The following is a 26856-nucleotide window of genomic DNA, read 5'->3' as shown; positions in this document are numbered from 1 at the left end:
CGTTCTCGAGGGCGGGTCGACCCGTTCGACGCCGGCGTCACGCGACAGCGCGAAAATGCGGGAAACCCCGGGGCGAGGCATGACGATGGACTCATGGTGGGGGAAACGCAGACGGTGCAGGAATCCGCGGGTACCGGGCAGGTGATCCAGGCGATGCGCTCGCCCGTCTTCACGGCGGTGGTGTTCCTCGCGACCGTCGTGCAGGTGTGCGCAGACCCGCTGGTCGCCCTGTGGACGGGCGCGGGGGAGTGGGGGCACCAGCTGCCGCCGGCCGTCGTCATCGGCCTCGCCGCCCTCGGATGCCTCGCCCAGGCGCTCTGCGTCACACAAGCGGCCCACCGCCCCGTATCGGCCATGCTGGGGGCCCTGGCCTGCTACCTCGCGATCGCTCTGTGGTTGGGGGTTCCGACGTGGGCGTCTCCGATGCAGTTGGTCGTCGCGGTGGCGATGTTCGCCGTCGGCAGCGCGCGGTCGATTCCCGTCGCCGCGGCGTGGGCGGGGGCGAGCGTGCTCGTGGCCGTGGTGGGGCTGGGCCTCTGGGCCGCGGCGGCCGGAGCGCCGACCGGCGCCGTCGTCAGCTTCGTTCTCACGGAGGGCACCGCCCTGGCATCCGTGTGCTTCGCCGGCGTGGCCCTGGGGATGCTGTGGGCGGTGCTCGAGCGGCGCACGCAGCGCGCCCGTCGACGCGCACTCGCCTTCAAGGCTCAGCAGGCCGAAGCCGTCGAGGCGTCGCGCAACGCCGAACGCGGCCGCATCGCCCAGGAACTGCACGACGTCGCCGGTCAGCACCTGGCGGGGCTCGTCTCGCTGTGCGACGCGTCGGTGGAACTCGCGCCGGAGCACCCGCAGCAGGCACTGCACCTCATCGAAGAGGTGCGCGCCGAAGGACGCTATGCCGCCGCGAGCCTCTACGGCGCGCTCGGCGACCTGCGGGCCGTCGATTCCTCGGCCCAGACGCCCACGCCGGATCTGCGGAGCCTCTCCGCGCTCGTCGCGTTCTGGCGCGAGCGCGGCATGGACGTGCGGGTGACGACGACCGGGGATCTGCAGTCGCCGCCCGTGGTCGTCTCGACCACCGCGTACCGGGCCATCTCGGAGGGGCTCTCGAACGCCGCCAAGCACGCGGCGGGAGCCGCCGTCGACATCGGGGTGCACGTCGACGCCGACCGGCTGACCGCGACGGTCGCGAACGGACCGGCGAGACGGGTGAGGGCCGACGAGGACGACCTCGGACTCGGCTGGGGGTTGGATAGCCTGCGCCAGAAGCTCACTCTCGTCGACGGGTCCGTCGACGCGTCGGCAGACGACCAGGGGGGCTGGCACCTGGGGGTGGAGATCCCCTTCCCGAGGACGACGGAGGCGGAACGTGATTGACAGTGCACCCATCCGGGTTCTCATCGCCGACGACAACCGCCCCTTCCGACGCGGAGTCCGCTTGCGCCTCGAGCACGCCGACGGGATCTCGGTCGTCGGAGAGGCCGCCACCGGTCGCGACGCGCTCGCCGGGGCGCTCGCCGCGCACGCCGACGTCGTGCTGATGGACCTCGAGATGCCTGAGATGAACGGCATCGACGCGACGCGCGCCGTCGTGGAGGAGTCGGGGGGCTCCACCCGCGTGATCGTGCTCACCAGCCATGGCGAGGACCGCCTGGTGATGCGGGCTCTGCGCAACGGAGCGGCGGGTTACCTGCTCAAGACGCACGACAGCGCCCAGCTCATCGACGCCATCCACGCCGCGCACCGTGGTGACGCTCTCGTGTCGACGCACGTGACGGCCCCCCTGCTGCGTGACATCGCCGAGCGCCGGCTGAGCGCCGACGATCGCGCCAAGGTCGCGTCGCTCAGCGCGTCGGAGAGCCGCGTGGTGCGGCTGCTCAGCGAGGGAGTCACCTCGAACGAGCAGCTGGCGGCGCAGTTGGTGGTCTCGGTGAACACCGTGCGCACCCACATCCAGTCCTCGCTGCGCAAGGTCGACGTCTCGGATCGCACGCAGCTCGCGCTGTGGGGAGTGCGGGTGGGCTCCGAGCTCATCGCTCGTCCGGATGGACGAATCTGACCGTCGTCATCTGACGCCTTCGGTCGGGCCCGGAGCGTGGCTCGACCCCCGGGATTGCGCGCGTGACCGGCTCGAATCCCCCCGCGAAACACCCTCGATCCCGCCGTCGGCCCCTCCGCGGTGAGGAGCCGCTCCGCTCGCGCGAGAACACCATGGCTTCGCGCCGCGTCAGTCCGGCGTCTCAGGCGGCGTGGGCGGGGGCATGGACGCGATCTATCCGGTGTTCGCCCGCGCGGACCAGACCTTCTACGACCATCCCTCGCGACGCCCGCCGGCAGCGGACGACCGCCGATTCGTGGTCGACGCGACCGAGGGCTGGAGCCGCGTCGACGACGGGATCTGGACGTACCTCGAGCCGGCCGGGGTCGTGCTTCCCGAGCAGGGCTGGAAGATCCACCTCAGCAGCACGGCGGACACCGCCGACACCGTGCTGCGCGAGGTCGCCGCCCACTGCCTGCGCGCGGGGATCGCCTTCAAACACCTCTCGACCGAGGGCGTGCGGGCGTCGTCGAACGCGAAGGACGCCGGTCGTGAGGGCTCCGGCAAGTTCGTCACGATCTACCCGACGTCGATCGATCAGCTGCACCGGACGTTGACGCACCTCGGGCGGCGCACCGCGCGCCTCGCGGGACCGCACGTGCTCTCGGACCTGCGATGGCGGGAGGGGCCGGTGTTCGTGCGGTACGGGGGCTTCCACCGGATGTTCGTGGACATCGAGGGAACCGCGGTGCCGGCGATCCGGCATCCGTCGGGGCACCTCGTCGCCGACGTGCGGCGGCCGGGGTTCGACCCGCCGGCCTGGGCACCCGTTCCGCCGTTCCTGCGGGATTTGATCGATGAGCTGCGTGACCGCCAGCCGCCCCCGGGCTTCCCCGAGATCACCGGGGTCGTGCAGTTCTCGAACGCCGGCGGCGTCTACACCGCGCGCGATCACGGGCGCGAGGTGATCGTGAAAGAGGCGCGCCCCCACGCCGGGGTGACCCCCGATGGTCTCAGCGCGGTGCAACGCGCGGATCGCGAAGCCCGGACGCTGCGGCGACTCCAGGGAACCGGCACCGCGACCCTGCTACGCGAGTTCACCGTTCTCGAACATCGCTACCTCGTTCTGGAACGCGCACGCGGCCTGCCGCTGCACCAGGCGGTCGTGGCCCGGCATCCGCTCGTGTCGGCTGAGGTCGACGCCGACGCCGTCGACGCCTACCGGACCTGGGCCCTGGAGGTCGCGCGCCGTATCGAGCGGGCGCTGACCGCGGTGCACGCGGCGGGTCTCGCGCACGGCGACGTGCATCCGGGCAACTTCCTCGTCGCCGACGACGGCGAGGTCACCCTGATCGACTTCGAGATGGCGCGCCCCGCGGCCGACGAAGTGCCCGCGGTGATCGGCGCGCCGGGCTTCGTTGCCCCCGACGGTCGCGGCGGGGTGTCCGCGGACGTCTTCGCGCTGCGGCGCGTGCAGCTCTTTTTGTTCGCGCCGATGACGCCCGTCTTCGACCTGCACGCGGGGAAGGAGGCCGAGGTGCGCGCCTGGGTGAGCGAGAGGTTCGACCTGAGAGAAGAGGATGAACGCGCGCTCGGGTTTGCCCGCGTCTCGCCCCCGGAGCCCGACGACCTCGCGGATCCCCTCGCAGCCGTCGCCCGCCAGCTGATTGCGGATGCCACGCCCCAACGCACCGATCGCCTCTGGCCGGGCGACCCGGCGCAGTTCGACGAGCCCCCGTACGCCCTCGCGCACGGAGCGCTCGGCCCGCTGATCGCGCTGCACGCGGCCGGGGGTCGGGTGCCGCCCCCGCTCGTGGAGTGGTGCGAGCGCGCGGTCGAGGCGGCCTCCGCACGCTCAGGACTGTTCGACGGGTTGGCGGGGGCCGCCGCGGCGTTGCAGGCACTCGGGCGGGTCGACGCGGCCGACCGCGCCGTCGAGCGATGCCTCGACGCTCCGCTGCGGTGGGATGCCCCGGGGCTCTACGGGGGACCGGCGGGAACGGCGCTCGGTCTGCTCCGCCTGGCGGACCGGCACCCCGAGCTGGTCGGCCGGGCGCGCGGCATCCTCGACGAGATCGCCGATCGCGCGAACGGGTGGAGCGAGCGTTCGACCGACCCGGTCGCCACGGGGGCGGGCGGTCTGCTGCGCGGCCCCAGCGGGATCGCCCTGCTGGCGATGGGCCTCTTCGACCGCGACGGCGACCCGGCGCTGCTGCAGCTGGCCGATGCGGCGATCCGCGCCGACCTCGCGCGGTGCACCGAGGCCGCCGACGGCTCGCTGCAGATGAACGAGGGATGGCGGCTCCTGCCGTACCTCGGCTCGGGATCGGCCGGCGTCGCCCTCGCCCTCGCCGCGCTCGTGGAGCGGGACCCCGCGCACCCGCTCACCGCCACTCTCGCGGCCCTCGAGCGCGCGAGTCTGCCCGAGTTCGTGCTGGAGTCGGGTCTGTTCCAGGGGCGCGCGGGTCTCATGCTCCTGCTGGCGCGAACACCGACACCCGAGAAGAGCCGCGCGCTGCAGCGCCATCGGCGGCTGCTGCGTCTGCACGAGATCCCCCGCCCCGACGGCGTGGGGTATGCGGGTCGCACCCTGCTGCGCCTGTCGTGCGACCTGGCCACCGGCTCGGCCGGCGTGCTGTGGATGCTCGCGAGTCTTCGTGACGGTCAGCGGTTGGCGCTGCCGTTCCTCGACCTCCCCCCGGTCGACTCCGCCCGACACCGGGCGCCGAGCCCCGGGGGGAGGTGACATCAATGGGATACCTGCTTTCTCTGCAGACGCTCGAGCGCGGTGAGACCGAGCGCAGCGCGGTCTTCGCCAGCTCCTGGAGCACGTCGATCTGCTACAGCAGCACGTCGACCGGCCTCTGCCGCTAGGCGGTGGCACTCGACCGGTGCGGGTGGGACCAGGGGGTTGGGGCTCCTGCCCGCACCGCCGTCCGATCCCCGGGGAGGAGGCTGGGCGGAAGCCGCCCCCAATTGCGGCATCCGCCCAGCATCGGTGTGCAGACCCGAACTGACACCGAGAGCGAGACGGGGAGCGCGAGCCCCACGCGAGCGCGAACGTCTCGCTCCTGCCGACGCTAATCGCCCCCGTCGCCGCAGATTCCGCGCCGACGGCGTGCTTTCTCGCGCCATACCTCGTCGGCCGCCGTGAACAAGCGGATAAGTGCCGCGGGGCCTCGACGAAGTCGCCGCGTTTTCTCGTCTGAAAAGACGACGGCTCCCCGGGACCGCCCCGTCAGACCGACCTCATCGACCCCGAACACCATGTTCGGCTCGAACGCAACCCACCCCCCGAGAATCGAACCTGGGAGCAAGCTGGATGAATCGAGGGACCCGCGAGAGCGGTCTTCGGTTCACACTCGCGAAAGGGACACATCATGGGATTCTTCGGATTTCTTCTTCTCGGCCTGCTGGCCGGCGCCATCGCCAAGCTGATCCTGCCCGGTAAGCAGGGCGGCGGCTGGCTCATCACGCTGCTCCTCGGCGTCGTGGGCGCGCTGCTCGGCGGTTTCCTGGGTGGCCTGATCTTCAACGCACCCCTGCAGGACTTCTTCTCGATCCAGACCTGGCTGCTGGCCATCGGCGGCTCGATCATCGTGCTGCTCATCTACGGCTTCATCACCAGCCGCCGCTCCGCGCGCTGAGGTGAAACGAAGGGCCCGGGGCGGTGGAACCGCGCCCCGGGCCCTTCTGCGTGCACGGGGATCCGCTTTACTGTCCGGATGCCGAACACCCGACGCCGCCCCTTCGTCATCGCGCTGGTGATCGGGGTGCTGCTGGCGGTGATCTGCGTGTGGCCGCAGGCCCTCGGTCTGCACCGGCTGCCCCTCGTGTCGAATGCGATCCCGTTCCGCGGCATCCTGGCCCTCGTTCTCGGTGCTCTTGCGCTCGTGGCCACCGTGGTGGCGGTGCTGCGGCGACGATGGAGCGTGGCAGCGGCCCTCGCGATCACGCTCGCCGCGGCGACGGTCGGTCACGGTGCCGTCCTGCTCGCGCGGGGCGGAGGCAGTGCGATCGCGGAGGGTGATCTGACCGTCGTCGCGTGGAACACCTACGGCGGCGGCGCGTCGCCCGAGAGCATCGCGCGGCTCGTGCGCGAGACGGGGGCCGACGTGGTGAGCCTGCCCGAGACCGATGCGATCGCGGCGGCCGCGGTGGTCGGCATCCTGGCTCGGGATGGTATCGAGATGACGCACGACACCGTCGTGTCGGAGCCGGGCGATGATCCCGTGCCGACCTCGATCCTGATCGCGACCTCGCTCGGCCCGTACGAACGCGACGCGTCGGCGGGATCGACTCCCGGCGTACCGAGCGGCGTGTGGCGGCCGAGCGATGGCGACGGCCCCGTGCTGGTGGCCGCTCACCCTCTGCCCCCGTTGCCGCTGATCATGACCGAGTGGGTCGAGGGGCTGGACTGGGTCGCCGCGCGATGCGCGGAGCCCGACGTCATCGTGGCGGGGGACCTGAACGCGACGCTGGACCACTTCTCGGGGCTGGGTCGCGACGGAGGGGTGATCGGCGGATGCCGCGACGCCGCCGCCGATCGGGGTGCCGCGGCCGTGGGCACCTGGCCCGTGCGGTTGCCAGCCGCGCTCGCCGCACCGATCGACCACGTGCTCACCGGTGGCGACTGGGAGGCACGCGGATTCGCGGTCGTCACTGGCTTCGACGACGCCGGGAGCGACCACCGCCCGGTCGTGGCGACGGTGTCGCGTCGGTGAGGGATCTTCCGCCGCGGGATCGTCGACCCTAGGTTGGTCGGACGATCGATCACCGAGGGGACGTTCATGTCGGAGAAGCGCCGCGTCGAAGAGGCCTACGCCCGGGCCGAGCAGCAGGCGGAGCGAGCCGAACAGGCCAGCGCCACCGACGACTCGTCGATCGAGGTCGACGAGTCACTCGAGGAGTCGGAAGAGCCGAACTAGGGGGCGCGGCGAACGTCCGCGGCGGGCGACGGCGGGTTCTGGCCGCGGGAGGTAGAAGCGCGCTCCGCGGCGGGTGCGTCGCTCGCGACGACCCGGCGGTTGTGCGCGGCGATGGCGATCACGTAGGGCACCCAGATGAGGGCGATGATCGCGCCGCCCGCGATAAGGGCCGCCGCCCACGGCTGCGTCTCGATGAGCCGAGGCATCATGCCGACCCCGAAGACCGTCAGCCCGATCCCGACGGCGCGCGATGCGACGGCTCGACGGGGCGCCTTTCGCGGGGTCGCCCAGTAGGACACAGGCTCTCGCGGGTACGCCCCCAGGGTCAGGTGGATCGACCACCACCACAGCGCGGCACCGATGGCCGCGAAAGCGGCCCACCACCATTCGCTTCCCATGACTCCAGCCGAACACGGATGCCACGGGAGGTCAACGGCCCTGGCTTACTCCAGGGTCGGCGGCAGGACGTAGACGATGTCGGCGCCGTCGCGCTCGTGCTCGACGAAACCGAGGCGGGCGAGAACGGCGTGCGAAGGATCGTCGTCGGCGGACACGCAGGCGTACAGCGGGCGTTCCGGTTCGCGCACGGTGAGCAGACGCAGCGCCTCGGTGGCGGCCTCGTCGCCCGCGTGCGGCGACACCGCGAGCAGGATCTCGCGGTCTTCGTCGACGTCGAGTGCGGCGGCGACCCCCACGACCGCGGCGTCTTCGACGATGGCGTGCACACTCGCGCCGTCGCCGTCGACCCACCGGTCGAACGAGGCGCGGTCGTCGATCGACACCCGTGGCCACGTCGAGGTACTGTCGCGGAGCGCCGCGAAGGCGGCATCCCGATCCTCGTCACGAAGGTCGCGCAGCTCGATGTGGGGCATGGCGCCACGCTAGCGAAGGGCTCCCTGTGCCCCGCCGGCCTTGCGCCGTCAGGCGAAGCCGTGCAGGGCGAGGAACGTCCAGGTGGCGCCGTTCGCGTCGCGCGCCGACACCTGCCCGCGCAGGTGTCGGAACAGGGGGCCGCGGGTGTCCCCGTCGATGCTCGTCCAGCCGTCGAGATTGCGGCGCAGCACCAGCTGGGTCTGGGCGAGCGCCTTTGCAAAGACGATATTGCGCGAACCGGCCACCACGTGGGCGTACAGGGCGAGCACGGCCGTCACGTACGACGGCGAGGTCTCGGCGTCGCGCATGGCGTCGACGTGCCGCACGGCGGTGTCCATGCCGGCGGCGGTGAGGCGGGGGAGGGCAACCCGCATCGCCCCCGCGATGGTGTGCGCGGCGTACTCCCGCATGTCGGTCCGCGCGCGGTCGGTCAGCTCCGAGACGCGGGTGTACCGGTTGGCGGCGACCTCCACGAGGCCGATGCGCTCGAGTTTCTGCAGGGCCTCGCGCACGGGGGTGCGAGAGATGCCCATGAGCTCCGCCAATTCGACGTCGCGCAAACGGTCACCGGGTCGCAGGCGCCCGTCGACGATCGCCTCGCCGAGGGCGGAATACGCCTCCTCGACGAGCGCAGAAGCGCGTCTCCGGGTGTCCATCACGCGGATCATACGACTCCCGGTTATCACAGAACATCGCCATAACTACCTGATTCTTCGTTTTCTTGTCGCGCAGAGGCTCGCGCGACCGGTAATGTCATCACGTCACGCCTCGCGTGACATATCCGGGGGGATCCGTCGACGCCCGGGCTTTGAGCAATGCTCAGCCCGGGCGTCGTATGGGCTCCGGAGTGATTCCCTCTCGCGCACCGGCCGGTCTACCGCGCATGGGGACACCACCACCCCGGCGATCGACGCAACGTTTGTGTCACGGACCTGTGCGCCGAGTGATCCGGCCCGTTACCGTGGGGGCACAGTCCGGCGCGCACGGTGCCGGCTCAAGCGGAAAACGGCATGACGATGAGCACGCAGGGCACGGTCAAGTGGTTCAACTCGGAAAAGGGCTTCGGCTTCATCGCCCCCGATGACGGCGGTCAGGACGTCTTCGCGCACTACAGCGCGATCCAGTCGGGCGGCTACCGCTCGCTCGAAGAGAACCAGCGCGTCGAGTTCGAGGTCGCCCAGGGTCCCAAGGGCCTTCAGGCCGAGGACATCCGCGTCATCTGATCTTCTCGGGTACGTCCCGGATCGGCCCCGGCCGCGCTCGCGTCACTCGACGATCGTGCGCGGCCGGGGCCGTCACTGTTCGTGGCGCACCAGATCGACGCCCGCGGAGGCGAACTGCCGGATCGTGGCGTGCGGCAGGAACGCCCGCGTCAGTGCGGCACCGATGCGCGCGAGGTCGGCCTCGTCGCGGTAGAGGAGCGAGAGCGTCTCGTACCGCGGGTGGAACTTCTGCTTGAAGCGGTGCAGCGAAGCGAACCCGTACACGGGCTCCAGCATGCTCGCCATGCGCGCCTGCAGGTCGACGATGGCCCCGGCGTCGGCGGGGTACTCGTGCGCCAGCGGCGCGCCGGACAGCGACATCACGGCCGCCCCCTCCGTGGAGAACTGCTGCGCCGACGAGCCGATCAGGTACTCCATCACCGGCCCGAACCCGCCTTCGCGTCGGCGCATGAGATCGAGCGTCCACCCGCGCACCGCCCCATCGCCGTAGATCGGCAGCCACGACAGGAAGCCGTCGACGTCGCCGTGCGGCGAGACGGCGAGGGCGATGCGGACCTCGGGGTCGGCCGCCTCGTGCAGGGTGCCGAGCGTGAACCCCATCTCGGGCAGGTCCTTCTCGTCGACCCAGCTCTCGGAGATGGCACGCAGCTGTTGACGCACGCCCCAGGTCTCGTCGGCGAGGCGCGAGAGACGGAACGTCATCCCCTCGCGCTGTGCGCGGTTGAGCGACGTGCGCACGTCGCCCCATGCCTTGCCGGTGAAGGCCAGACCCGGCAGGTCGACGACGGTGTCGTCGGCCACCACGATGCTGCGCCAGTCCGAGGGCACCGCCGCACGCGTCGCGTCGTCGGCGCTGAAGAAGCAGGGCGCGAGCCCGGCGGCCTCGGCGCTCTCGATGAACGCCCGCACGGTGGCGGCGCGCGTCTCGACCGGACCGAGCGGATCGGCCAGGGCGAGCGCCACGCCCGAGCGCCGCTGGTACGCGACGATCCCCCGACCGAATCGCGCGTACGACATCCCCTCCCACGTGGTCATCCACGACAGGGTCCCGCCGCCCGAGGCCCGCAGCTCGGTCTTCACGTCTTCGACCCCGGGGGCGGGCGCGTCGCCGAGGGCCGCGCGCGGGCGGGCGCGGAAAGCCGCGCGCACGAGCACGAAATACGCCGCCGCCAGGATCCACAGCGTCGACGAGGCGAGGATGCTGGTGAGGTCGGCATCCAGGTCGGCTTCGAGCTCGGTCACGCCCACGAGCACGGCGAGGACCAGCGTGAGCAGAACGAGCACGAGGTTCAGGGCGCTGTAGGCCAGGAGCACGATCCACGCCCAGCGCCGGCCGCGGTGGAGAGCCAGGGCGACGACGAGCACGAGCACGGTGTTGACGGCGACGTCGAGCCACGAGCCGTCGGCGGGGCCCGACGAGCCGAAGGGGCCCGTCATGGGAGCGACGTAGCCGATGATCTCCATCGCCCCGAGGGTGCACACCAGGGCGAACGCGATCAGTCGCTGCTCTCGCACACTCACGCGTTGCGGGCGCAGGGAGCGGTCGACGCCCAGCACCAGCGCGGCGGCGAACACGTGCTGCAGGTCGGACAACGTTCCCCAGTACAGGAACGTCACCGACAGGACGGCGATCAGCGTCGTGCCGGCGCGCAGGCGCCAGGGTGAGGGCAGGACCCCGACGGCGGCCGCGAGACAGGCGACGATGCCGCCGGAGGGTCCCACACCGAGCGCCATCGCCTGCTCCTGGGCCCACGCCCACGGGAGCAGGGCGGCGCCCCACAGGAACGCGGCCGCGGCGAGAACGGAGAAGAGCTGGCCGGTGCCGAAGTAGGCCAGTGCCACGCGACTGCCCCGACGGAACTCCAGCAGCGCCATGCCGGCCAGACCCGGAACGACGAGCGCGTAGACCCAGGGGGCGCCGACGAAGAACGAGCCGGTGAGCGGCGTCCACCAGCGGCCCGCCTCGAGCGCCGGCAGGCCGTAGGCCACGCTCGGGAACAGGGGAGACGCGGTGAACGGCTGCCACAGTGCACCCACCGCGACGCCGACGAGGATCAGGATGCCGACGAGTGCGAGCGTGGCCGGGATGCGGCGCGCGACCGCGCTCACGCGGCGGGTCGTGGTGTTCTCCCTCATGCCGCTAAAGATAGGGCAAGGCCGCTCTCGGCCTCTCGCTCAGAGCTCGGCCGAGGATACGGCGTGCCAGGCGGCGCGCGCGTTGGCCAGGGCGACGACCGCGTCGGTGGCCGCCCGGGCCGCTGCCAACTCGCGACGCGCGGTCTCGAGGCGCAGTCGGGCGTCGATGGCCAGAACGCCCTCGCGCGCGTCGGCCGCGGCGAGGGCGGCACGCGCGCAGGCGAGGGTTCCGGGCAGGGCCGTGCGGGCGACCTCGAGCCGATTCCGGGTGCTCGGCGCCTCGCCGAGGGCGTCGTCGCGCACCTCGCGCACCCGCGCCACAGTTTCGACGGCGGTGCGCGGGCGACGGGGAGCGTGGGCGGCCGCGTCGTCGAGGTCGCGGACCACGGAGAGCAGACGCGCCTGCGCGCCGGGCGCGCACGCGTCGGCGCGGGCGGTCGCGAGCTCGATCGCCGCGCCCAGTTCGGCGCGGGCCGCAGCCAGCTCGGCGGTGACGTTGTCGGCGGCCTGCAGGGCGATGCGGTGGGAGTCCTCCACGGCACGCAGGTGGCGTCCGGCTCGGCGGGTGGCGTCGGTCGAGCGGTGCAGGTGCATCATCACGGTTGCGACATCGGCGTCACGTGCCGCAGCGCGGTCGATCTCGGTATCGGCCTCGATCAGTGCGGCATGGCCGGCCCGCGCCGAGAGGGCGGCGTCGCGCCAATCGTCGGCGTCGAAGCGGTCGCCCAGTGCCGCGAGCAGCGGGGCCGGGTCGCCGGCCGAGGTGACGGCCTCGTCGCGGCGCCGACGTGCGGCTGCGACGAGCGCGGCCGGGGTGCGCTGCGCCGTCGACCACGCGGCGAGCTGCGCGCGTGTCGCCTCGACGCGAGCGAGCTGCGACACGAGCCCGGCGCGCAGCCGCTCGGCCTCGACACGTCGTCGCGCGGGGACGACCGCGCCCCGTCGCAGCGACGAGACGTCGGAGAACCCGCGGTCGCGAGCGCGTTGGGCGGCGGTGTACGCCCGACGCAGATCTGCCGGGGCATCGCTCGCGGGCAGGGCGTCGGCCGCTTCGAACGCGATGTCGAGGGAGTTCACCGCATCATCGAGGTCGAGCAGGGCGGCCTCGGCGGCGGTGACGGCCTCGGCCGCCGCCGCCTGCGCACGCGGCGAGCGATGACGCACCCGAACGACCAGCACGACGATCGCCGCGACGAGCAGACCACCGGTGAGCGCGATCGCCGCGGGGATCGCCCAGGCGACGTCAGTCACGGTCGGCGGGGGCGTCGTCGACGAGCAGCAGGGCCCGCAACTGGTCGACGTCGTCGACGGCGGCCTGCGCGCCCTCGGACTCGTGCGGCCAGCTGAACCCCCAGCGCACGAAGATCACGGGCACCTCGGCATCCCGACCGCCCTCGACGTCGTGGTGACGATCGCCGATCAGCACGGGGCGCGAGACGTCGACACCCTGCGCCTCCAGTCGTCGCAGGGCCTCGCGGACGATGTCGGACTTCGTACTCAGGGTGCGTTCGTCGAGCGACGCGCCGACCACGGCCTCGAGGTCGGGGGCGAGACCGAAGTGGTCCATCAGGGCCACGACCTGCACCTCGGGCTTCGAGCTGGCCGTCGACTGCGGCACACCGGCGGCGTGCAGGTCGTGCACGATCTCACCGACGCCGGGATACAGCCGTGCGCTGACGGTGTAGCCCTCGCTGCGGTTGAGACCGCGATAGAACGTGACGGCCTCGGTGGCCTGCTCGGGCGTCATTCCGACGTTCACCTGGAAGGACTCGAACATGGGCGGCCCGATCCAGTGCGACAGTTCTCCCCGCGTCGGCGGAGTGCGTCCGAAGTGCTCGAGGGTGATCGTCAGGCGACGGAGGATCCCCTCGGACGCGTCGACGAGAGTGCCGTCGACGTCCCACAGGACACACGAGAAGGGGGAGCGTACGGGCATGCTCCCACGCTACCGGCGCGGCATCGGCCCGGCTCGCTCCCCACGCGTGGAGTGCGTCAGAACAGCCGCGGCGCCCCCGACTGCACGCCCTTCATCTCGTCGTAGTCGAGGGTGAGGCAGCGGATGCCGCGGTCGGTGGCGAGCACGCGGGCCTGGGGCTTGATCTCCTGGGCCGCGAAGATGCCGGTGACCGGAGCGAGCAGGGGGTCGCGATTGAGCAGCTCGAGATAGCGCGTGAGCTGTTCGACACCGTCGATGTCGCCGCGGCGCTTGACCTCGATCGCGACGGTGCCGCCGGCGTCGTCGCGCAGCAGCAGGTCGACCGGACCGATCGCCGTGGGGTACTCGCGACGCACGAGTCGCAGGCCCTCGCCGACGACCGAGACCTGCTCGGCCAGCAGACGTTGCAGGTCGGCTTCGACGCCGTCCTTGATGAGGCCGGGGTCGACGCCGAGCTCGTGCGAGGAATCGTGGACGACCTCGTGGATGCGCACCAGCAGCGCGTCGCCCGTCTTGGCGTGGGTGACACGCCACCGCTCGATCACGCCGTCTTCGACGTCGGCCTCATCGGGCTGTTCGAGCGTGAGACTGCACGGCGGGCTCATCCAGTTGAGCGGCTTGTACGAGCCGCCGTCGGAGTGCACAAGCAGGCTGCCGTCGCCCTTGTGCACGAGCAGGCGGGTGGCAAGGGGGAGATGCGCGTTGAGTCGGCCGGTGTAATCGACGGAGCAACGGGCGATGACGAGTCTCACCGCTCCACGGTACCCGGGCGTGCTCACCTCCGGCCGACACCATGGTGCGCGGGGTCTCTGTCAGCATGAAGCAGTGAGCGCCGACAGCCCCTCTCTGGTTCCCGAACTCCTGGTTGCGGACATCAGCAGGAGCCTTACGTTCTGGTGTGAGCTCTGCGGCTTCGCCGTCGACTACGCACGTGAGGACGAAGGGTTCGCCTACCTCTCGCGCGGTGGTGCGCACGTGATGCTTGAGCAGCAAGGCATCGGCCGAGACTGGATCACCGCACCGCTCGACCGTCCGTTGGGACGCGGGGTCAACTTTCAGATCACTGTCCCCGACCTTGGACCGATCCTCTCGTCTCTCCGAGAAGCTGGTCACCCGCTCTTCATGGACCCCGAGATGAAGTGGTACCGCATCGGCGACAACGAAGAGGCCGGAGTCGAGCAGTTCCTCGTTACCGACCCCGACGGGTATCTCGTGCGCTTCCAGGCCTCGCTCGGTCGTCGCTCCACCGAGCGTTACTGATGGCGATGGACTCAAACCTCCGTTGTGCCACGTCAGTCGAGCAGGGCGACATACTGCGGACGAGCCTTCATCGCGTGGATGACCATCTCGCTGCCGCTGTCGAAGACGAGTACCACCGTCTCCAGCAAGCGACCGCGTGTATCGAAACCGAGGCGAAGCTGCCTGGCCGGACTGTCGTCGTCGAGGTCCTCGACCCATACCGCCCACTCGGCCGCCTGGCGCGCGTCTTCGGCCTCTATCCCGTGCTTGACGGCGGCGGGGTGGATTCTCACGCGACGGACAGGGCCTCGCGGAGCACCTCCGAGCGGGATTTGCCCTCGCGCGCCGCACGCGCATCCAACGCGGCCATCTCGTCTGCGGTGAGACGCAACGCCACGACTTGCGAGGGTTCGGAGCCTCGGCCCGGACGGCCTCGGCCGCGCTTCTTCAGCGTCGCGACGTCGTATCCCGCCTCGGCCTCGTTCGCCCAGGCTTCGATCTGTTCCTCGGTCACGGGAACGCCGTTGATCGCCTCATGCTCAGCCATAGCATTTATGTTATACGAAATTCGGACTGTCGCCCAGAAAGAGCAGGCGGCAAGGCGAACTCACGCGGGCCTCATGCCGTGGAGCGGCCTGACGAGACGCACCCGTCGAGCCTAATCGCGCTCGCCGCCGGGTATCAGCGGCGGGCCTTCTCGGCCTCGGCGCTCTCGACGACGAGCGGCTTGGCCGCGCCCGAGAAGAGACCGGATGCCACGATCAGGCCGACCACGATGAGCAGCGTGTTGAGCAGCCCGATGTGGTCGCCGATCCATCCGAGGATCGGGGGACCGCAGAGGAACGCGACGTACCCGATGGTCGCCGCGGCGGCCACGCGCGAGGCGGCCTTGGCGGGGTCGTCGGCGGCGGCCGACATGCCGATCGGGAAGCCGAGGGAGGCACCGAGACCCCACAGTGCCGCGCCCACGAACACCCACGGGCCGAACGGCGCGAGGATGAACAGCAGCAGGCCCGCGGCCGCGGTGGCCGCCAGCACCCGCAGCACCAGCACGCGACCGAGACGATCGACCACCGGTCCGCCGGCGATGCGTCCGACGGTCATCGCGACCGAGAACACCGCGAGCACGGCGGGGCCGGCTTCTTCGGGTGCTCCGTGACCGTAGACGACGGCCGAGGGGAGCCAGTCGTTCGCGCTGCCCTCGGCGAACGCCATGCCCAGCATGATCACGCCGAGCGTGTAGGTGCGCGGCTCGCGCCAGGCCTGCAGCGAGACCACGAGGCGCTCGCGCCAGTGAGCGCGCTCCTCGGCGACGGGGGCGTCCATCGCGACCTCTGCGCGGGGAACGTTGGCGACCGAGACGAACGCCACCACGACGATGACCAGGCCCATGGCCACGCAGTGCGCGACGACCGGGATGTCGAAGCGCACGGCGACGAAGCCGAGGGCGGCGCCGATCACCGTTCCGAAGCTGAAGAAGGCGTGCAGCAGGGGCATGATCGTGCGGCCCGTGGCCTTCTCGAGGGCGGCGCCCTCGACGTTCATCATCACGTCGACGGCGCCGTTGCCGAACCCGAACAGCGCGAGTCCCACGAGCGCGACGGCGAAGAGCTGCAGGGAGTCGGTGCCGAAGCCGATGATGGCCAGGCCCACGCCCACGAGCACCAGCGCGACGAGCATTCCCGTGCGGGCGCCGATGCGGGCCATGACGGCGGGGGCGATGGAGAGTCCGATGATGGATGCCACGCCCATGCCGAGCAGCAGGAGCCCGACGCCGGAGTTCTCGATGCCGAGGGACTCGCGGATCGCCGGCACGCGCGAGGCCCAGGTCGAGATGCTGAGTCCGCTCGCGAGGAAGATGGCGCAGATCGCGACGTGCCAACGCACGAGTTGGGACCGGGTCAGCGTGGAATGCATGGCGCCACTGTACCGAATCGATTCGACGTCGATCGAATCGATTCGGAAGCGCGCGTGTCGCGGGTTACGATCGGCCCGTGAGCACCCGACGCGCCACCATCAGCGACGTCGCCCGCGAGGCGGGCGTCTCGCCGTCGACCGCCTCGGTGGTCTTCAGTGGCAAGACCCCCACCTCGGAGGCCACCCGGGCACGCGTGCTCGCCGCGGCGCAGAGTCTCGGCTACACCGGGCCCGACCCGCGCGCGGCCTCTCTGCGGCGCGGACGGTCGGGCATCGTCGGCGTCGTCTTCGACCAGCACCTTGGAACCGCCTTCCTCGACCCGGTGACGACGCACATGATGGACGGCCTCGCCGACGGGGTCTCGCGCCTGGGCGCGGCCTTGCTGCTGCTGCGCGACGACGGTGAGACGGTGAGCGAGCCGTCGCTGCACACCGCGCCCATCGACGCCGCCGTGCTGATCGGGTGCAGCCCCCGCATGCGCGACTCGCTCGAGATCGTCCGCGGACGCGGCATCCCGGTCGTCGTCGTCGAGGGCGACGCCGGCGAGGGGATCCCGCGCGTGCTGCTCGACAACACCGAGGCGCAGTCCGCCGCCGCCGAACACCTGGCCGACCTCGGGCACCGCGACGTCGTTCTCGTCACCCTGCCGATCGACACGTCGCGGCGGCGGGGCTGGATCGCGTCCGACGAGGTCGTGCGCGTCGACGTCACCGCCGATCGACTGGCCGGGGCCCGTCGCGTGTTCCCCGACGCGCCCGCGCTGGCCGCGGCCACCAGCTCGATCGACGAGGGCGCGATCGCCGGACGCACGCTCTTCGCCGACCCCGCGAATCGCCCCACCGCGGTGATCGCGCAGAGCGACCTGCTGGCGGCCGGGGTCATCCGCGCCGCCGAAGAGGCGGGCCTTCGGGTTCCCGACGACGTCAGCGTGACGGGGTTCGACGGCGTCGTCGTCGACGGCCTGGCGCCGCACGTCCTCACGACGCTGGTGCAGCCGGCCACTGCCAAGGGCCGCGCGGCCGGCGAGGCCGTCGCCGCGATGCTCGAGGATGCCGTGCCCTCGGGTCTGCGGTTGTCGTGCACGTTCCGCGAGGGCACGACGACCGCGCCGCCGCGTACCACATGAGGTCGCGGGCAGCGACGAGTCTCATGCTCCGCATAGAATAGTCACGACACCCCGAGAGCCCGGGCACTCCGCCCGTCGACACCCGAGGAGGCCCGACCATGCTGATATTCCTCGGCGCCTTCGCGGCTCTCCCGCTCCTGCTCCCGTGGCTCGTCTCACGCATCGGAGCTCGGGCGTTCTACGTCGCGGCAGTGCTTCCGGCACTCGCCTTCGCCTTCGCCATCGTGCAGGCCGCGTCGGTCTTCGGCGGAGACATTCCGTTCGAGGAATACCAGTGGATTCCCGCGCTGGGCGTCTCGCTCTCGATGCGCATGGACGTGCTGGGCTGGCTGCTGACCCTCGTCGTCACGGGCGTCGGTGCGCTCGTCATGCTCTACTGCCGCTGGTACTTCCGCGGCAAGACGCAGGGCGTCGGGCAGTTCTCGGCCGTGCTGCTGGCCTTCGCCGGCGCGATGTACGGCCTCGTGCTCACCGACGACATCGTCGTGCTCGTCATGCTGTGGGAAGCCACGAGCGTGCTGTCGTACCTGCTCATCGGCTACTACCACGGTCGTGCGGCGAGTCGCCGTGCCGCCCTCCAGGCGCTGCTCGTGACGACCCTCGGCGGCCTGGTCATGCTGATCGGCGTGGTGCTGCTGGTGGTGCAGGCGGGCACCTCGAGCCTGTCGGCGATCCTCGCCGATCCCCCCGTGGGGACGGTCGTCGACATCGCCGTGCTGCTGCTGCTCGTGGGCGCGCTGAGCAAATCGGCTATCTTCCCCTTCCACTTCTGGCTCCCCGGCGCCATGGCCGCTCCCACCCCGGTGAGCGCCTACCTCCACGCCGCCGCCATGGTGAAGGCCGGCATCTACCTCATCGCGCGGCTCGCCCCCGGCTTCGCCGACACCCCGTTCTGGCGCCCGACGCTGATCACCCTCGGTGTCTTCACCATGCTGCTGGGCGGTTTCCAGGCGCTGCGCGAACGCGACCTGAAGCGCATCCTGGCCTTCGGTACGGTCAGCCAGCTCGGCTTCCTCACCGTCATGCTGGGCTACGGAACGCGCGATGCCGCCCTCGCGGGCGTCGCCCTGCTGCTCAGCCACGCTCTGTTCAAGTCGTGCCTGTTCCTCGTGGTCGGCGTCATCGACCGTCAGCTCTCCACGCGTGACATCGGCGAGCTCTCGGGTGTCGGACGCCAGGCCCCGGTCATGGCCACGGCCTCGTTCATCGCGATCGCGTCGATGGCCGGCGTCATCCCCACGTTGGGCTTCGTCGCGAAAGAGACTGCTCTCACCGCCCTGCTGCACGAGGCCGAGGGCGGCGCCGGATGGGGTCTCGTCGCCCTGATCGGCATCGTGTTGGGTTCCGCTCTGACGGCGGCGTACGGCATCCGGTTCCTCTGGGGTGCGTACTGGACCAAGCGCGACGTCGAGAAGACCGAGTGGCCCGACCCGCCCATCGGCTTCCTCTCGGCCCCTGTGCTGCTGTCGGCGGCCTCGCTCGCGCTCGGTTTCCTCGCTCCGATCGTCGACCACTGGCTCGCGCCCTACGCCGACGAGCTGCCCGAGGCGACGGCCGGCGTTCCCGCGCCCGAGTACCCGTACCACCTCGCGCTCTGGCACGGTCTGGAGCCGGCGCTGTTCATCTCGCTGGGCACGCTCGCGCTCGGCGCCGGGGTGTTCTGGGTCGTGCGCAAGACGCAGCTGCACAAGCGCCGCCGCGTGCTGCCGTTCACGGCGAACGACGTCTACAACGCCACCCTGCGCGGCATCGACCACACGTCGGAGTGGGTCACCGCGCGCTTCCAGCGCGGCTCGCTGCCGTTCTACGTGGGCACGATCTTCGTCGTTCTCGTGGTGGCCGAGGGCACCGCGTTGCTCGCCTCGAGCGAGTGGCGCGCGCAGCTCGACGCGTGGCAGTCGCCGGCGCAGCTGATCTCGGCGCCGATCATGATCGCCGCGGGCATCCTCGCCGTGCGGGCGCGCAAGCGCTACACCGGCGTCGCGCTCGTGTCGGTCACCGGCCTCGGCATGGTCGTGCTCTTCGCCACCAGCGGCGCCCCCGACCTCGCCCTCACGCAGGTGCTCATCGAGACGGTGACCTTGGTCGTGTTCGCTCTCGTGCTGCGGCGTCTGCCGGCCCGCATGGGCGAGCAGAACGAATCGGTCGCCCCCCTTGCGCGCGCCGTGCTCGGCGCCGGCGTGGGTCTCACCATGGCCCTGGTCGCCGTCGTCGCGACCGGCGCCCGGCAAGACCTTCCCATCTCGCTCGAGTGGCCGGCCCTGGCGTACGAGATCGGTCACGGCCGCAACGTCGTCAACGTCGCGCTGGTCGACCTGCGCGGGTGGGACACCATGGGCGAGCTCTCGGTGCTCGTGCTCGCGGCCACGGGCGTGGCGTCGCTCGTCTTCATCACCGATCGCAGCGACAACCTGTCGCGGCGCTCGGGCACGGCCCGCAGTCGCACGGGTCTCGGTCGCCGTCGCCCGCTCGTCGAGACCGACAGCGGAGTGCGGGCCCAGCGCGTGGGCGAGACCGATGCTCCGCGGGCCTGGCTCATCTCGGGCTCGAAGGTGCAGCCCGAGAACCGGTCGATCCTGCTCGAGATCATCATCCGGGTGCTCTTCCACTCGATCATGATCGTGTCGCTGTACCTGCTGTTCGCCGGGCACAACCTCCCCGGCGGCGGCTTCGCCGGCGGTCTGGTCGCCGGCATGGGCCTGGTCATGCGCTACATCGCCGGGGGGCGATGGGAGCTCGGCGCCGCCGCCCCCACCGACGCCGGCCGGCTGCTGGGCGCGGGCATGGCGATCGCCGTGCTGTGCGCGCTGGTGCCGATGGCCTTCGGTTTCGCGCCTCTGCAGAGCTTCACGTTCGAGGGCGAGCTGCCGCTCATCGGCCACTGGGAGTTCGTCACCAGCACGATCTTCGACGTGGGCGTCTACCTCGTCGTCATCGGCCTGGTGCTCGACGTGCTGCGCAGCCTCGGCGCCGAAGTCGACAGGCAGTCGCTGCATCCCGAAGACGCGGAGGTGGTGGGCCCGTGACCATCTCTCTCGTCCTCGTCATCGTGATGGCCGTGCTCTTCGCGTGCGGTGTGTACGCCATGCTCGAGCGCAGCCTGACCCGCGTGCTCATCGGCTTCCTCCTGCTGGGCAACGCCGCCAATCTGCTGCTGCTCATCGTCATGGGCGCCCCGGGCAGGGCGCCGTTCTACGACGGGCAGACCGACCCCGCCGACATGTCCGACGCGCTGCCGCAGGCGCTGACGCTGACGGCCATCGTCATCACGTTCGGCATCTCGGCGTTCCTGCTCGCGTTGATCTACCGCTCCTGGCAGCTGGGTCAGGCCGACACGGTCATCGACGACGCCGACGACGTGGCTCTTCGCACCCGCACGGCGACCGAGCCCGAAGACGCCATGGACGAAGAGTCGCGTTCCGACGACGACGACGTCACCACCGACTTCGTGGGCGACGTGGCCTCGCCCATCCGGGTGCTGCACCAGGGCGACCTGTCGCAGCTCGTCGACGACGCACCGGTCGACCGCGTCGCCGTGCAGCGCGACGACGACGACGCCCCCACCCCCGACTCCCGCGACCCCCAGGATGGTGATCGCCCGTGAGCGCCCTCGTTCCCCTGCTCGTCGGCATCCCGCTCATCGGCGCCGCGATCAACCTCGTGTTCGGCCGTCGCAAGAAGACGCAGATCGTCGTGTCGGTGGCCTCTCTCGCGGCCGTGCTCGTGCTCGGCGCCGTGCTGCTCGTCGAGGTGGATACGAACGGCCCCCTCGCCGTGGCCATCGCCGCGTGGGACATCCCGTTCGGCATCGTGCTGTACGTCGACGTGCTCGCCGCGCTCCTGGTGGTGGTCACCAGCATCGTGCTGCTCGCCGTGCTGCTGTTCTCGATCGGTCAGGGAGCCGCCGACAACGACGAGGACACCCCGGTCTCGATCTTCTACCCGGCCTACCTCATCCTCGGCGCGGGCATCTTCAACGCCTTCATCGCGGGCGACCTGTTCAACCTCTACGTGGGCTTCGAGATCCTGCTGGTCGCCTCGTACGTGCTCATCACCCTGGGCGGAACCGAGTCGCGCATCCGCACGGGGGTCGTCTACATCGTCGTCTCGCTGGTGTCGTCGATCCTCTTCCTCGCCGCGATCGCGATGGTCTACGGCGCGCTCGGCACGGTCAACATGGTGCAGATCAGCGAGCGCATGGCGCTGCTGCCGCAGGACACCCAGACGATCCTGCATCTCATGCTGCTTCTCGCGTTCGCCATCAAGGCGGCCGTGTTCCCGCTGTCGTTCTGGCTGCCCGACTCGTACCCCACGGCTCCGGCGCCGGTGACCGCGGTGTTCGCCGGGTTGCTGACCAAGGTGGGCGTCTACGCGATCATCCGCACCGAGACGCAGCTGTTCGTCGACAACGACCTCAACTTCCTGCTGATGATGGTGGCGCTGTCGACGATGATCGTCGGCATTTTGGGCGCCGTCGCGCAGGCCGAGCTCAAACGCATCCTGTCGTTCACGCTCGTGAGCCACATCGGCTACATGATCTTCGGCCTGGCCATCAACACGCCGCTGGCGGTGGGGGCGACGATCTACTACATCGTCCACCACATCATCGTGCAGACCACGCTGTTCCTCGCCGTAGGCCTCATCGAGCGCCGCGCGGGCAGCACCTCGATCCTCAAGGTGAAGGGCCTCATGCGGGCCGCGCCCCTTCTGGCGGTGCTGTACTTCATTCCGGCCATCAACCTCGGCGGACTGCCGCCGTTCTCGGGCTTCATCGGCAAGTACGCGCTCTTCGACGCGGCGGCCCAGGTGGGGACGCCGGTGATGATGGTGCTGATCGTGGGCGGGATCGCGACATCGATCCTGACGCTCTACGCCCTGATGCGCGCGTGGAACCTGTCGTTCTGGCGCGAGAACGAGGATTCGCCCGAGACGATGGAGCGCGTCGCCTACCTCGGCAACGCCCCCGCCGCGACGATCTCGACCGAGCGTCGTGCGATCCCGCGCATCATGACCTCGGCGACGGTCGGCATGGTGGCCGTGACCCTGGCGCTGACGGTGTTCGCGGGCCCGCTGCTCGACATGTGCCTGCGGGCGGGCGTCACCATCACCGACGGCGTGAGTCTCGTGCAGGTGCGGGAACAGGCGGGTCAGCAATGAGCCCGTCGCGCCGCTCCCAGGTGGGGCTGTTCCTGCACCAGCTGCCGTTCCTGGTGTGGCTGGTCGCCCTGTGGATGCTGCTGTGGGGCCAGTTCACGTGGCTGGCGTTCCTCACCGGTCTGGTGGCGGCGATCTTCGTCACGCGGGTGTTCCGCCTGCCCCCGGTCGAGCTGTCCGGCCGCATCAACCTCTGGTACGGGCTCGTCTTCGTCGTCACCTTCCTCGGCGCGGTCATCCGCGGCTCGCTCATCGTGGCGTGGCAGGTCGTCGATCTCCGGCGGCAGCCGGGGGCCGCGATCATCGCGGTGCCGCTGCGTGTCGACGACGACGTGATCATGGCGCACACCGCCGTCACGGCATCCCTCATTCCCGGCTCGCTCATCGTCGACGTCGATCGTGAGAACCGCACCCTGTTCCTGCACACCATCGGCGTGCGAAGCGATGCGGATGCCGAGCATCAGCGCCGCGTCGTGCTCGGCTGGGAAGCCCGCATCACGCGGGCCGTCGGCTCGAAGGAAGAGCTGCAGGAGCTGCGGGCCAAGATCGCCGAGTCCGATGCCGATGCCCGGCACGGAGCCGAGACCCCGCGCGACGGGAGAACCCTGCTGTGAACCCACTCGTCGTCGTCATCCTCGCCGTCTTCGCCGCCGCTGCGGTGCTGGCGCTGATCCGCCTCGTGATCGGCCCGTCGATCCTCGACCGCGCCGTGGCCGCCGACGTGCTGCTCACCGAGGTGCTGTGCATCCTGGGCGCCGACATGGTGATCAACAAGCACACGCAGTCGCTGCCCGCGATGCTCATCATCGCCGCGGTCGGCGTGTTCGGCTCGATCGCGGTCGCCCGTTTCGTCGCGCGCAAGGAGAACCCGAGATGACCCTCGACTCCGTTCTCGACACCGTCGCGCTCGTGCTCGTGCTCATCGGCGCGGTGCTGTGCCTGACCGCGACGATCGGCCTGCTGCGCTGGCGCGACGTGCCGACCCGTCTGCACGCGGCCACCAAGCCGCAGGTGCTCGGCGTGCTGCTCATCGTGTCGGCGGTCGCGCTGTCGCTGCGCACGTGGGAGGCCCTCGCCTTCGGCATCCCGATCGTGCTCATCCAATTCGCAACCGCTCCTCTGGCCGCCCACATGGTCGGACGCGCCGCGTACCGCAACCGCACGACCGACGAGAAGAACCTGTACATCGACGAACTGCACCACAGCACCGAGCAGCCCGGAGCGACGGGCGCGCAGTCGCGCCCCGAGAGCTGAGGTCAGACGCCGGCGTCGCGCACGTCTTCGCGTGCCTGCGGCGACGGGGTGCCGTCTTGCGGGTCGGGCGTCTCGGTGCGGTGATCGAGTTCGCGGGCCTCGCGCTCTTCGCGGCGGCCTTCGGCCAGGAACGCCAGGCGGTTCAGGCACTCGTGGTTGCGCAGGACGAGCATCGGTTTCCACAGGGCCGCGGGCAGCAGTGACGCCGCGCCCGAGACGGGCTCCTCGAGGATCGTGACCGCGGTGCCGTCGGCGTGCGGCCGGGCGTCGATGCGGATCACCCCGCGACCCAGGATGCCGGCCTTCGGCCGCAACCGCAGCCGGTGCGGCGGAGACCACTCGACGATCTCGGTCTCGTCGTGCATCATGACCGGCCAGATGCCGAGGGAGTGGTGGATGCGCGCGCCCTTGCGCGGCCAGTGCTCGTCGACGTCGCGCATGCGCGCCGCCCCGACGACCCACACGGGGTACAGCCAGCCGTCGGACAGCACGGCGAACAAGTCGTCGGGCGTGCAGCGCATCAGGCGAGTGTTTCGGGCGGCCATGGTGTCCCCTCGGTCGTCGTGACTCGACTTTACGGCGCGGGCGGCTCGGCGGCCTCGGGACTTGACGAGGCGGTGGGGAGAGAGCTGCGGAGCCGTCGACGGGGACGGCGAAGCGACCGGGCGTCGAGGGGCGCCCGGTCGCTTCGGTGGGCTCAGCGGCCTCGGGGTACTGAGGTCGAGTCAGCCGGCCGTGATGTCGGTCACCACGCCCTTCGCCAGGCGCAGGCGGCGGCGGGCTCGCCGCGCGACGGCGGAGTCGTGGGTCACCACCACGAGCGTCAGGCCCTCGGCGTTCAGTCCCTCGAGCACCTCGAGGATCTCGTCGCGCATGCTCTCGTCGAGATTGCCCGTCGGCTCATCGGCCAGCAGCACCCGGGGCTGCTTGGCGATCGCCCGCGCGATCGCGACGCGCTGCTGCTGCCCGCCCGACAGCTCGCCCGGGCGGTGGTCGCGGCGATCGGCGAGCCCCACGCGTTCCAGGGCTTCGGTCACGCGCCGTCGCCGCTCGTCGCCGTCGAGACCGAGCGGCTCGAGGCCCATGTCGACGTTCTCGGCGGCGGTGAGCGTGGGGATGAGGTTGAAACCCTGGAACACGAAGCCGATCTCGGCGGCGCGCACGCGATTCAGGTCGGCGTTCGAGGCGCGTGCGATGTCGAGGTCGCCGAGCGTCACCGACCCGGCGGAGGGGCGATCGAGAGCGCCGAGCATCTGCAGCAGCGTCGACTTGCCGCCGCCGGTGGGGCCCTGGATGGTGACGAAGTCGCCCGCGGCGATGTCGAGGTCGACACCGGCCAACGCCTGCACCGTGGTGTCGCGTTGGCGGTAGGTGCGGGTGACGCCCCGCAGGCGGTAGGCGGTCAGGGTGTCGGTGGGGGCGGTGAGGGTCATGATGTCTCCTTCGAAAACGGGATGCCGGTCACGCGACCGAGCGGAGGGCGGCGGCGGGGCTGAGGCGTGCAGCACGCCACCCGCCGAAGGCTCCGGCGAGCACGCCGCCCAGCACGGCGATGCCGACGGCCGCCACCACGACCACGGGGGTCACGGGCGCACTGAGCACGATGTCGGTGGCCTGCGCGGCCGCCTGGCCGAAGCCGCCCCCACCGCCGGGACCGCCCTGACCGCCGGGGCCACCCGTGGTGGCGCTCGACGTCACCGAGACGGTGGGCGAGATGACGTTGATCAGCAGGATGCCGCCGAGGCCGAGGATCAGACCCGCGACGCCGCCGATGAGGCCCTGCGCGAACGATTCCCCGGCGACCTGGCGGACGATCTGGCCGTTGGACCAGCCGATGGCCTTGAGGGTGCCGAACTCCCGCGTGCGGCGTGCGACGCCGGAGATCGTGAACAGCACCGCGAGCGACAGAGCGACCAGCAGGACCACGATCGACAGCCAGGTGCCGAGGTTCGAGATGAGCGATGACGCGCTGGACAGCGAGCCCGAGACCGTCGAGGCGAGCTCCGACTGCGAGCTGACGGTGGCGTCGGGCAGCGCGGTCGAGACCTCGCTCTGCACCGTGTCGATGGCATCCGCGGAATCGGCCTGCACGTAGACGGTCGAGACCACGTCGCCGACGCCCGCGAGACTCTGGGCGACGTCGAGCGGCAGGTACACGTTCGCCGCGGTGTCGGCATCGGACGACGCCGAGGCCACGACGCCGACGATCTGCATCGTCGTTCCGCCCAGGTCGATCGTTCCGCCCACGGCCAGCCCGGCGCTCGCCGCGTACGTGGCGTCGATCACGGCGACGTCGGTGCCGGCGTCTGCAGCGGTGAGGCCCCGGCCGTCGGTGACCGTCACCGACGACAGTGGACCGACGGTGGCGGCGGGGTCGACGCCCAGCACGCTGAACGAGTCGACGCCGAACGCACTGCCGCCGTCGCCGCCGGGGCCGCCGGACGGCGGCTGGCCCGCGCCGCCGCCCATGCCGCCTCCGGTGCCCGTGCCCGCGTCGGTGGTGGCGCTGCGGTCGGGCATCTGACCCGAGAACGTCGTGTTCGTCAGGGCCAGGGCCCCGGTGGCGGCGGACACGCCGTCGAGAGCGGTGACGGTGGTGACGGTCGAGGCGTCGAGGGTCGCGCGCATCCTGTCGGTCATGAGGCGCGACTGGCTGAGGGTGGTCGTGCCGTCCTGCGTCGAACCGGCGTCGGCGCCGAAGTCGAACCGCGGCCCGCCCCCGTCTTCGCCGGGCTGGGCCTGCGCCCCGGTGACGGTGAGGTCGGTGCCGACCCCGTACACCGACGAGAGGGCCTGCGACTGCGCGTCGCGCACGCCCGCCGAGAGTGCGTTGACGACGATGACGAGCGCGATGGCGATCGCGAGTCCGACCGCGACGATCACGGTCTGTTTGGTGCGGCCGGCGAGTTCGCGCCGCAGGTAGGTGCCGTACATGTCTCTCCTCTCGGACGCGGGGTGCGGCCGTGTTCCCGAAGGTAGGAACGCCGCCCTCACCGTTCCCTCACCGTTGCTATGAAGCGGGTATGTCGCGTGA

At 71.0% G+C, this 26856-nt stretch carries 29 protein-coding genes; 16 read left to right on the top strand and 13 right to left on the bottom strand.

Going from position 1 to position 26856, the window contains the following annotated elements; all coding sequences use genetic code 11:
• Positions 1 to 93 precede the first annotated feature (93 nt).
• The 7 genes from BJP65_RS08665 (at position 94) to BJP65_RS16800 (ending at position 6963) form a co-directional block, all read left to right on the top strand.
• Positions 94 to 1374: a sensor histidine kinase gene (locus tag BJP65_RS08665; RefSeq protein WP_070408870.1), complete on the top strand. Its 1281-nt coding sequence runs from the start codon at positions 94 to 96 to the stop codon at positions 1372 to 1374.
• The gene (locus tag BJP65_RS08660; protein ID WP_055832283.1) at positions 1367 to 2056 is read left to right on the top strand and encodes a response regulator transcription factor; all 690 of its coding nucleotides are present in this window, start codon (positions 1367 to 1369) and stop codon (positions 2054 to 2056) included. Before BJP65_RS08665 ends, BJP65_RS08660 begins: the two co-directional genes overlap by 8 nt.
• A gap of 202 nt (positions 2057 to 2258) precedes the next feature.
• Positions 2259 to 4781 (top strand): class III lanthionine synthetase LanKC, encoded by a 2523-nt coding sequence (gene lanKC / locus BJP65_RS08655; protein WP_070408869.1) that lies wholly within the window; start codon positions 2259 to 2261, stop codon positions 4779 to 4781.
• Between the two features lie 5 nt (positions 4782 to 4786).
• Positions 4787 to 4909, top strand: a complete 123-nt coding sequence (locus tag BJP65_RS16990) for a hypothetical protein (protein ID WP_258027444.1) — start codon at positions 4787 to 4789, stop codon at positions 4907 to 4909.
• Positions 4910 to 5415: 506 nt separating this feature from the next.
• On the top strand, positions 5416 to 5682 hold the full coding sequence (locus BJP65_RS08650) for a GlsB/YeaQ/YmgE family stress response membrane protein (protein ID WP_055832279.1): 267 nt from the start codon (positions 5416 to 5418) through the stop codon (positions 5680 to 5682).
• Positions 5683 to 5760: 78 nt separating this feature from the next.
• On the top strand, positions 5761 to 6759 hold the full coding sequence (locus tag BJP65_RS08645) for an endonuclease/exonuclease/phosphatase family protein (protein ID WP_070408868.1): 999 nt from the start codon (positions 5761 to 5763) through the stop codon (positions 6757 to 6759).
• Positions 6760 to 6825: 66 nt separating this feature from the next.
• Positions 6826 to 6963 (top strand): hypothetical protein, encoded by a 138-nt coding sequence (locus BJP65_RS16800; RefSeq protein ID WP_181015909.1) that lies wholly within the window; start codon positions 6826 to 6828, stop codon positions 6961 to 6963.
• On the opposite strand, the gene BJP65_RS08640 is transcribed toward BJP65_RS16800, so the two are convergent.
• Genes BJP65_RS08640 through BJP65_RS16865 form a run of 3 tightly spaced genes read right to left on the bottom strand, consistent with a single transcriptional unit; the run spans position 6960 to position 8492 of the window.
• Positions 6960 to 7361: a hypothetical protein gene (locus tag BJP65_RS08640; RefSeq protein ID WP_070408867.1), complete on the bottom strand. Its 402-nt coding sequence runs from the start codon at positions 7359 to 7361 to the stop codon at positions 6960 to 6962. The two genes, BJP65_RS16800 and BJP65_RS08640, sit on opposite strands and share 4 nt — an antisense overlap.
• A 45-nt stretch (positions 7362 to 7406) precedes the next feature.
• A complete protein-coding gene (locus BJP65_RS08635; protein WP_070408866.1) occupies positions 7407 to 7835 on the bottom strand; it encodes a GNAT family N-acetyltransferase in 429 nt (142 codons plus the stop codon).
• A 48-nt stretch (positions 7836 to 7883) separates the two neighbouring features.
• Positions 7884 to 8492 (bottom strand): GntR family transcriptional regulator, encoded by a 609-nt coding sequence (locus tag BJP65_RS16865; RefSeq protein WP_258027443.1) that lies wholly within the window; start codon positions 8490 to 8492, stop codon positions 7884 to 7886.
• 360 nt (positions 8493 to 8852) lie between these two features.
• On the opposite strand from BJP65_RS16865, the gene BJP65_RS08625 reads away from it, so the two are divergent.
• Entirely contained in the window at positions 8853 to 9059 is a 207-nt protein-coding gene (locus BJP65_RS08625; RefSeq protein ID WP_055833134.1) for a cold-shock protein, read from the top strand.
• A 72-nt stretch (positions 9060 to 9131) separates the two neighbouring features.
• Here BJP65_RS08625 and BJP65_RS08620 read toward each other — a convergent pair whose 3' ends face one another.
• The 4 genes from BJP65_RS08620 to nucS are packed head-to-tail and all read right to left on the bottom strand — an operon-like array spanning position 9132 to position 13883.
• A complete protein-coding gene (locus tag BJP65_RS08620) occupies positions 9132 to 11195 on the bottom strand; it encodes a bifunctional lysylphosphatidylglycerol flippase/synthetase MprF (protein ID WP_070408864.1) in 2064 nt (687 codons plus the stop codon).
• Positions 11196 to 11234: 39 nt separating this feature from the next.
• Positions 11235 to 12446: a hypothetical protein gene (locus tag BJP65_RS08615; protein ID WP_070408863.1), complete on the bottom strand. Its 1212-nt coding sequence runs from the start codon at positions 12444 to 12446 to the stop codon at positions 11235 to 11237.
• Positions 12439 to 13131: an HAD hydrolase-like protein gene (locus BJP65_RS08610; RefSeq protein ID WP_055832266.1), complete on the bottom strand. Its 693-nt coding sequence runs from the start codon at positions 13129 to 13131 to the stop codon at positions 12439 to 12441. Before BJP65_RS08610 ends, BJP65_RS08615 begins: the two co-directional genes overlap by 8 nt.
• A gap of 56 nt (positions 13132 to 13187) precedes the next feature.
• Positions 13188 to 13883, bottom strand: a complete 696-nt coding sequence (gene nucS / locus BJP65_RS08605) for an endonuclease NucS (RefSeq protein WP_055832263.1) — start codon at positions 13881 to 13883, stop codon at positions 13188 to 13190.
• Positions 13884 to 13956: 73 nt separating this feature from the next.
• On the opposite strand from nucS, the gene BJP65_RS08600 reads away from it, so the two are divergent.
• Entirely contained in the window at positions 13957 to 14391 is a 435-nt protein-coding gene (locus BJP65_RS08600) for a VOC family protein (RefSeq protein ID WP_070408862.1), read from the top strand.
• A 32-nt stretch (positions 14392 to 14423) separates the two neighbouring features.
• Here the strand turns inward: BJP65_RS08600 and BJP65_RS08595 are convergent, their stop codons facing one another.
• The 3 genes from BJP65_RS08595 to BJP65_RS08585 all read right to left on the bottom strand — a co-directional run bounded on the left by BJP65_RS08595 (position 14424) and on the right by BJP65_RS08585 (position 16287).
• Positions 14424 to 14663: a toxin gene (locus tag BJP65_RS08595; RefSeq protein ID WP_070408861.1), complete on the bottom strand. Its 240-nt coding sequence runs from the start codon at positions 14661 to 14663 to the stop codon at positions 14424 to 14426.
• Entirely contained in the window at positions 14660 to 14917 is a 258-nt protein-coding gene (locus tag BJP65_RS08590; protein WP_070408860.1) for a ribbon-helix-helix domain-containing protein, read from the bottom strand. The genes BJP65_RS08595 and BJP65_RS08590 overlap by 4 nt, the downstream gene beginning before the upstream one ends.
• 134 nt (positions 14918 to 15051) lie before the next feature.
• Positions 15052 to 16287, bottom strand: a complete 1236-nt coding sequence (locus BJP65_RS08585; protein WP_070408859.1) for a sugar MFS transporter — start codon at positions 16285 to 16287, stop codon at positions 15052 to 15054.
• A 77-nt stretch (positions 16288 to 16364) separates the two neighbouring features.
• Here BJP65_RS08585 and BJP65_RS08580 point away from each other — a divergent pair, with 77 nt between their 5' ends.
• The 7 genes from BJP65_RS08580 to mnhG all read left to right on the top strand — a co-directional run bounded on the left by BJP65_RS08580 (position 16365) and on the right by mnhG (position 23822).
• Positions 16365 to 17414, top strand: a complete 1050-nt coding sequence (locus tag BJP65_RS08580) for a LacI family DNA-binding transcriptional regulator (RefSeq protein WP_070408858.1) — start codon at positions 16365 to 16367, stop codon at positions 17412 to 17414.
• A 98-nt stretch (positions 17415 to 17512) separates the two neighbouring features.
• A complete protein-coding gene (locus tag BJP65_RS08575; protein WP_055832257.1) occupies positions 17513 to 20440 on the top strand; it encodes a Na+/H+ antiporter subunit A in 2928 nt (975 codons plus the stop codon).
• Positions 20437 to 21018 carry a Na(+)/H(+) antiporter subunit C gene (locus BJP65_RS08570; protein ID WP_055935239.1) on the top strand — a complete coding sequence of 194 codons (582 nt, stop codon included), beginning with the start codon at positions 20437 to 20439 and terminating at the stop codon, positions 21016 to 21018. Before BJP65_RS08575 ends, BJP65_RS08570 begins: the two co-directional genes overlap by 4 nt.
• Positions 21015 to 22571, top strand: a complete 1557-nt coding sequence (locus tag BJP65_RS08565; protein ID WP_055935241.1) for a Na+/H+ antiporter subunit D — start codon at positions 21015 to 21017, stop codon at positions 22569 to 22571. The genes BJP65_RS08570 and BJP65_RS08565 overlap by 4 nt, the downstream gene beginning before the upstream one ends.
• The gene (locus tag BJP65_RS08560) at positions 22568 to 23182 is read left to right on the top strand and encodes a Na+/H+ antiporter subunit E (RefSeq protein ID WP_055832244.1); all 615 of its coding nucleotides are present in this window, start codon (positions 22568 to 22570) and stop codon (positions 23180 to 23182) included. The genes BJP65_RS08565 and BJP65_RS08560 overlap by 4 nt, the downstream gene beginning before the upstream one ends.
• Positions 23179 to 23445 carry a monovalent cation/H+ antiporter complex subunit F gene (locus BJP65_RS08555; RefSeq protein WP_055832242.1) on the top strand — a complete coding sequence of 89 codons (267 nt, stop codon included), beginning with the start codon at positions 23179 to 23181 and terminating at the stop codon, positions 23443 to 23445. Before BJP65_RS08560 ends, BJP65_RS08555 begins: the two co-directional genes overlap by 4 nt.
• A complete protein-coding gene (gene mnhG / locus BJP65_RS08550) occupies positions 23442 to 23822 on the top strand; it encodes a monovalent cation/H(+) antiporter subunit G (protein ID WP_055832240.1) in 381 nt (126 codons plus the stop codon). Before BJP65_RS08555 ends, mnhG begins: the two co-directional genes overlap by 4 nt.
• Positions 23823 to 23824: 2 nt before the next feature.
• Here mnhG and BJP65_RS08545 read toward each other — a convergent pair whose 3' ends face one another.
• The 3 genes from BJP65_RS08545 to BJP65_RS08535 form a co-directional block, all read right to left on the bottom strand.
• A complete protein-coding gene (locus tag BJP65_RS08545) occupies positions 23825 to 24343 on the bottom strand; it encodes an SRPBCC family protein (RefSeq protein WP_258027442.1) in 519 nt (172 codons plus the stop codon).
• Between the two features lie 204 nt (positions 24344 to 24547).
• Positions 24548 to 25255 carry an ABC transporter ATP-binding protein gene (locus tag BJP65_RS08540; protein ID WP_070408856.1) on the bottom strand — a complete coding sequence of 236 codons (708 nt, stop codon included), beginning with the start codon at positions 25253 to 25255 and terminating at the stop codon, positions 24548 to 24550.
• A 28-nt stretch (positions 25256 to 25283) separates the two neighbouring features.
• A complete protein-coding gene (locus tag BJP65_RS08535; protein WP_070408855.1) occupies positions 25284 to 26756 on the bottom strand; it encodes an ABC transporter permease in 1473 nt (490 codons plus the stop codon).
• Positions 26757 to 26856 lie beyond the last annotated feature (100 nt).

Origin of the sequence: Microbacterium sp. BH-3-3-3 (genome assembly GCF_001792815.1) — a bacterium.
In the GTDB taxonomy this organism is placed as follows: domain Bacteria; phylum Actinomycetota; class Actinomycetes; order Actinomycetales; family Microbacteriaceae; genus Microbacterium.
This window is presented reverse-complemented; position numbering and strand designations above follow the sequence as displayed.

Excerpts from the sequence above, each read along its gene's own strand:
- BJP65_RS08650 (WP_055832279.1), top strand. The coding sequence starts at position 5,416 with ATGGGATTCTTCGGATTTCTTCTTCTCGGCCTGCTGGCCGGCGCCATC.
- BJP65_RS08535 (WP_070408855.1), bottom strand. The coding sequence starts at position 26,756 with ATGTACGGCACCTACCTGCGGCGCGAACTCGCCGGCCGCACCAAACAG.
- lanKC (WP_070408869.1), top strand. The coding sequence starts at position 2,259 with ATGGACGCGATCTATCCGGTGTTCGCCCGCGCGGACCAGACCTTCTAC.
- BJP65_RS08590 (WP_070408860.1), bottom strand. The coding sequence starts at position 14,917 with ATGGCTGAGCATGAGGCGATCAACGGCGTTCCCGTGACCGAGGAACAG.
- BJP65_RS08610 (WP_055832266.1), bottom strand. The coding sequence starts at position 13,131 with ATGCCCGTACGCTCCCCCTTCTCGTGTGTCCTGTGGGACGTCGACGGC.
- BJP65_RS08560 (WP_055832244.1), top strand. The coding sequence starts at position 22,568 with ATGAGCCCGTCGCGCCGCTCCCAGGTGGGGCTGTTCCTGCACCAGCTG.
- BJP65_RS16865 (WP_258027443.1), bottom strand. The coding sequence starts at position 8,492 with ATGGACACCCGGAGACGCGCTTCTGCGCTCGTCGAGGAGGCGTATTCC.
- BJP65_RS08635 (WP_070408866.1), bottom strand. The coding sequence starts at position 7,835 with ATGCCCCACATCGAGCTGCGCGACCTTCGTGACGAGGATCGGGATGCC.
- BJP65_RS08585 (WP_070408859.1), bottom strand. The coding sequence starts at position 16,287 with ATGCATTCCACGCTGACCCGGTCCCAACTCGTGCGTTGGCACGTCGCG.
- BJP65_RS08540 (WP_070408856.1), bottom strand. The coding sequence starts at position 25,255 with ATGACCCTCACCGCCCCCACCGACACCCTGACCGCCTACCGCCTGCGG.
- BJP65_RS08575 (WP_055832257.1), top strand. The coding sequence starts at position 17,513 with ATGCTGATATTCCTCGGCGCCTTCGCGGCTCTCCCGCTCCTGCTCCCG.
- BJP65_RS08640 (WP_070408867.1), bottom strand. The coding sequence starts at position 7,361 with ATGGGAAGCGAATGGTGGTGGGCCGCTTTCGCGGCCATCGGTGCCGCG.
- BJP65_RS08620 (WP_070408864.1), bottom strand. The coding sequence starts at position 11,195 with ATGAGGGAGAACACCACGACCCGCCGCGTGAGCGCGGTCGCGCGCCGC.
- BJP65_RS16800 (WP_181015909.1), top strand. The coding sequence starts at position 6,826 with ATGTCGGAGAAGCGCCGCGTCGAAGAGGCCTACGCCCGGGCCGAGCAG.
- BJP65_RS08645 (WP_070408868.1), top strand. The coding sequence starts at position 5,761 with ATGCCGAACACCCGACGCCGCCCCTTCGTCATCGCGCTGGTGATCGGG.
- BJP65_RS08545 (WP_258027442.1), bottom strand. The coding sequence starts at position 24,343 with ATGCGCTGCACGCCCGACGACTTGTTCGCCGTGCTGTCCGACGGCTGG.
- BJP65_RS08665 (WP_070408870.1), top strand. The coding sequence starts at position 94 with ATGGTGGGGGAAACGCAGACGGTGCAGGAATCCGCGGGTACCGGGCAG.
- mnhG (WP_055832240.1), top strand. The coding sequence starts at position 23,442 with ATGACCCTCGACTCCGTTCTCGACACCGTCGCGCTCGTGCTCGTGCTC.
- BJP65_RS08625 (WP_055833134.1), top strand. The coding sequence starts at position 8,853 with ATGAGCACGCAGGGCACGGTCAAGTGGTTCAACTCGGAAAAGGGCTTC.
- BJP65_RS16990 (WP_258027444.1), top strand. The coding sequence starts at position 4,787 with ATGGGATACCTGCTTTCTCTGCAGACGCTCGAGCGCGGTGAGACCGAG.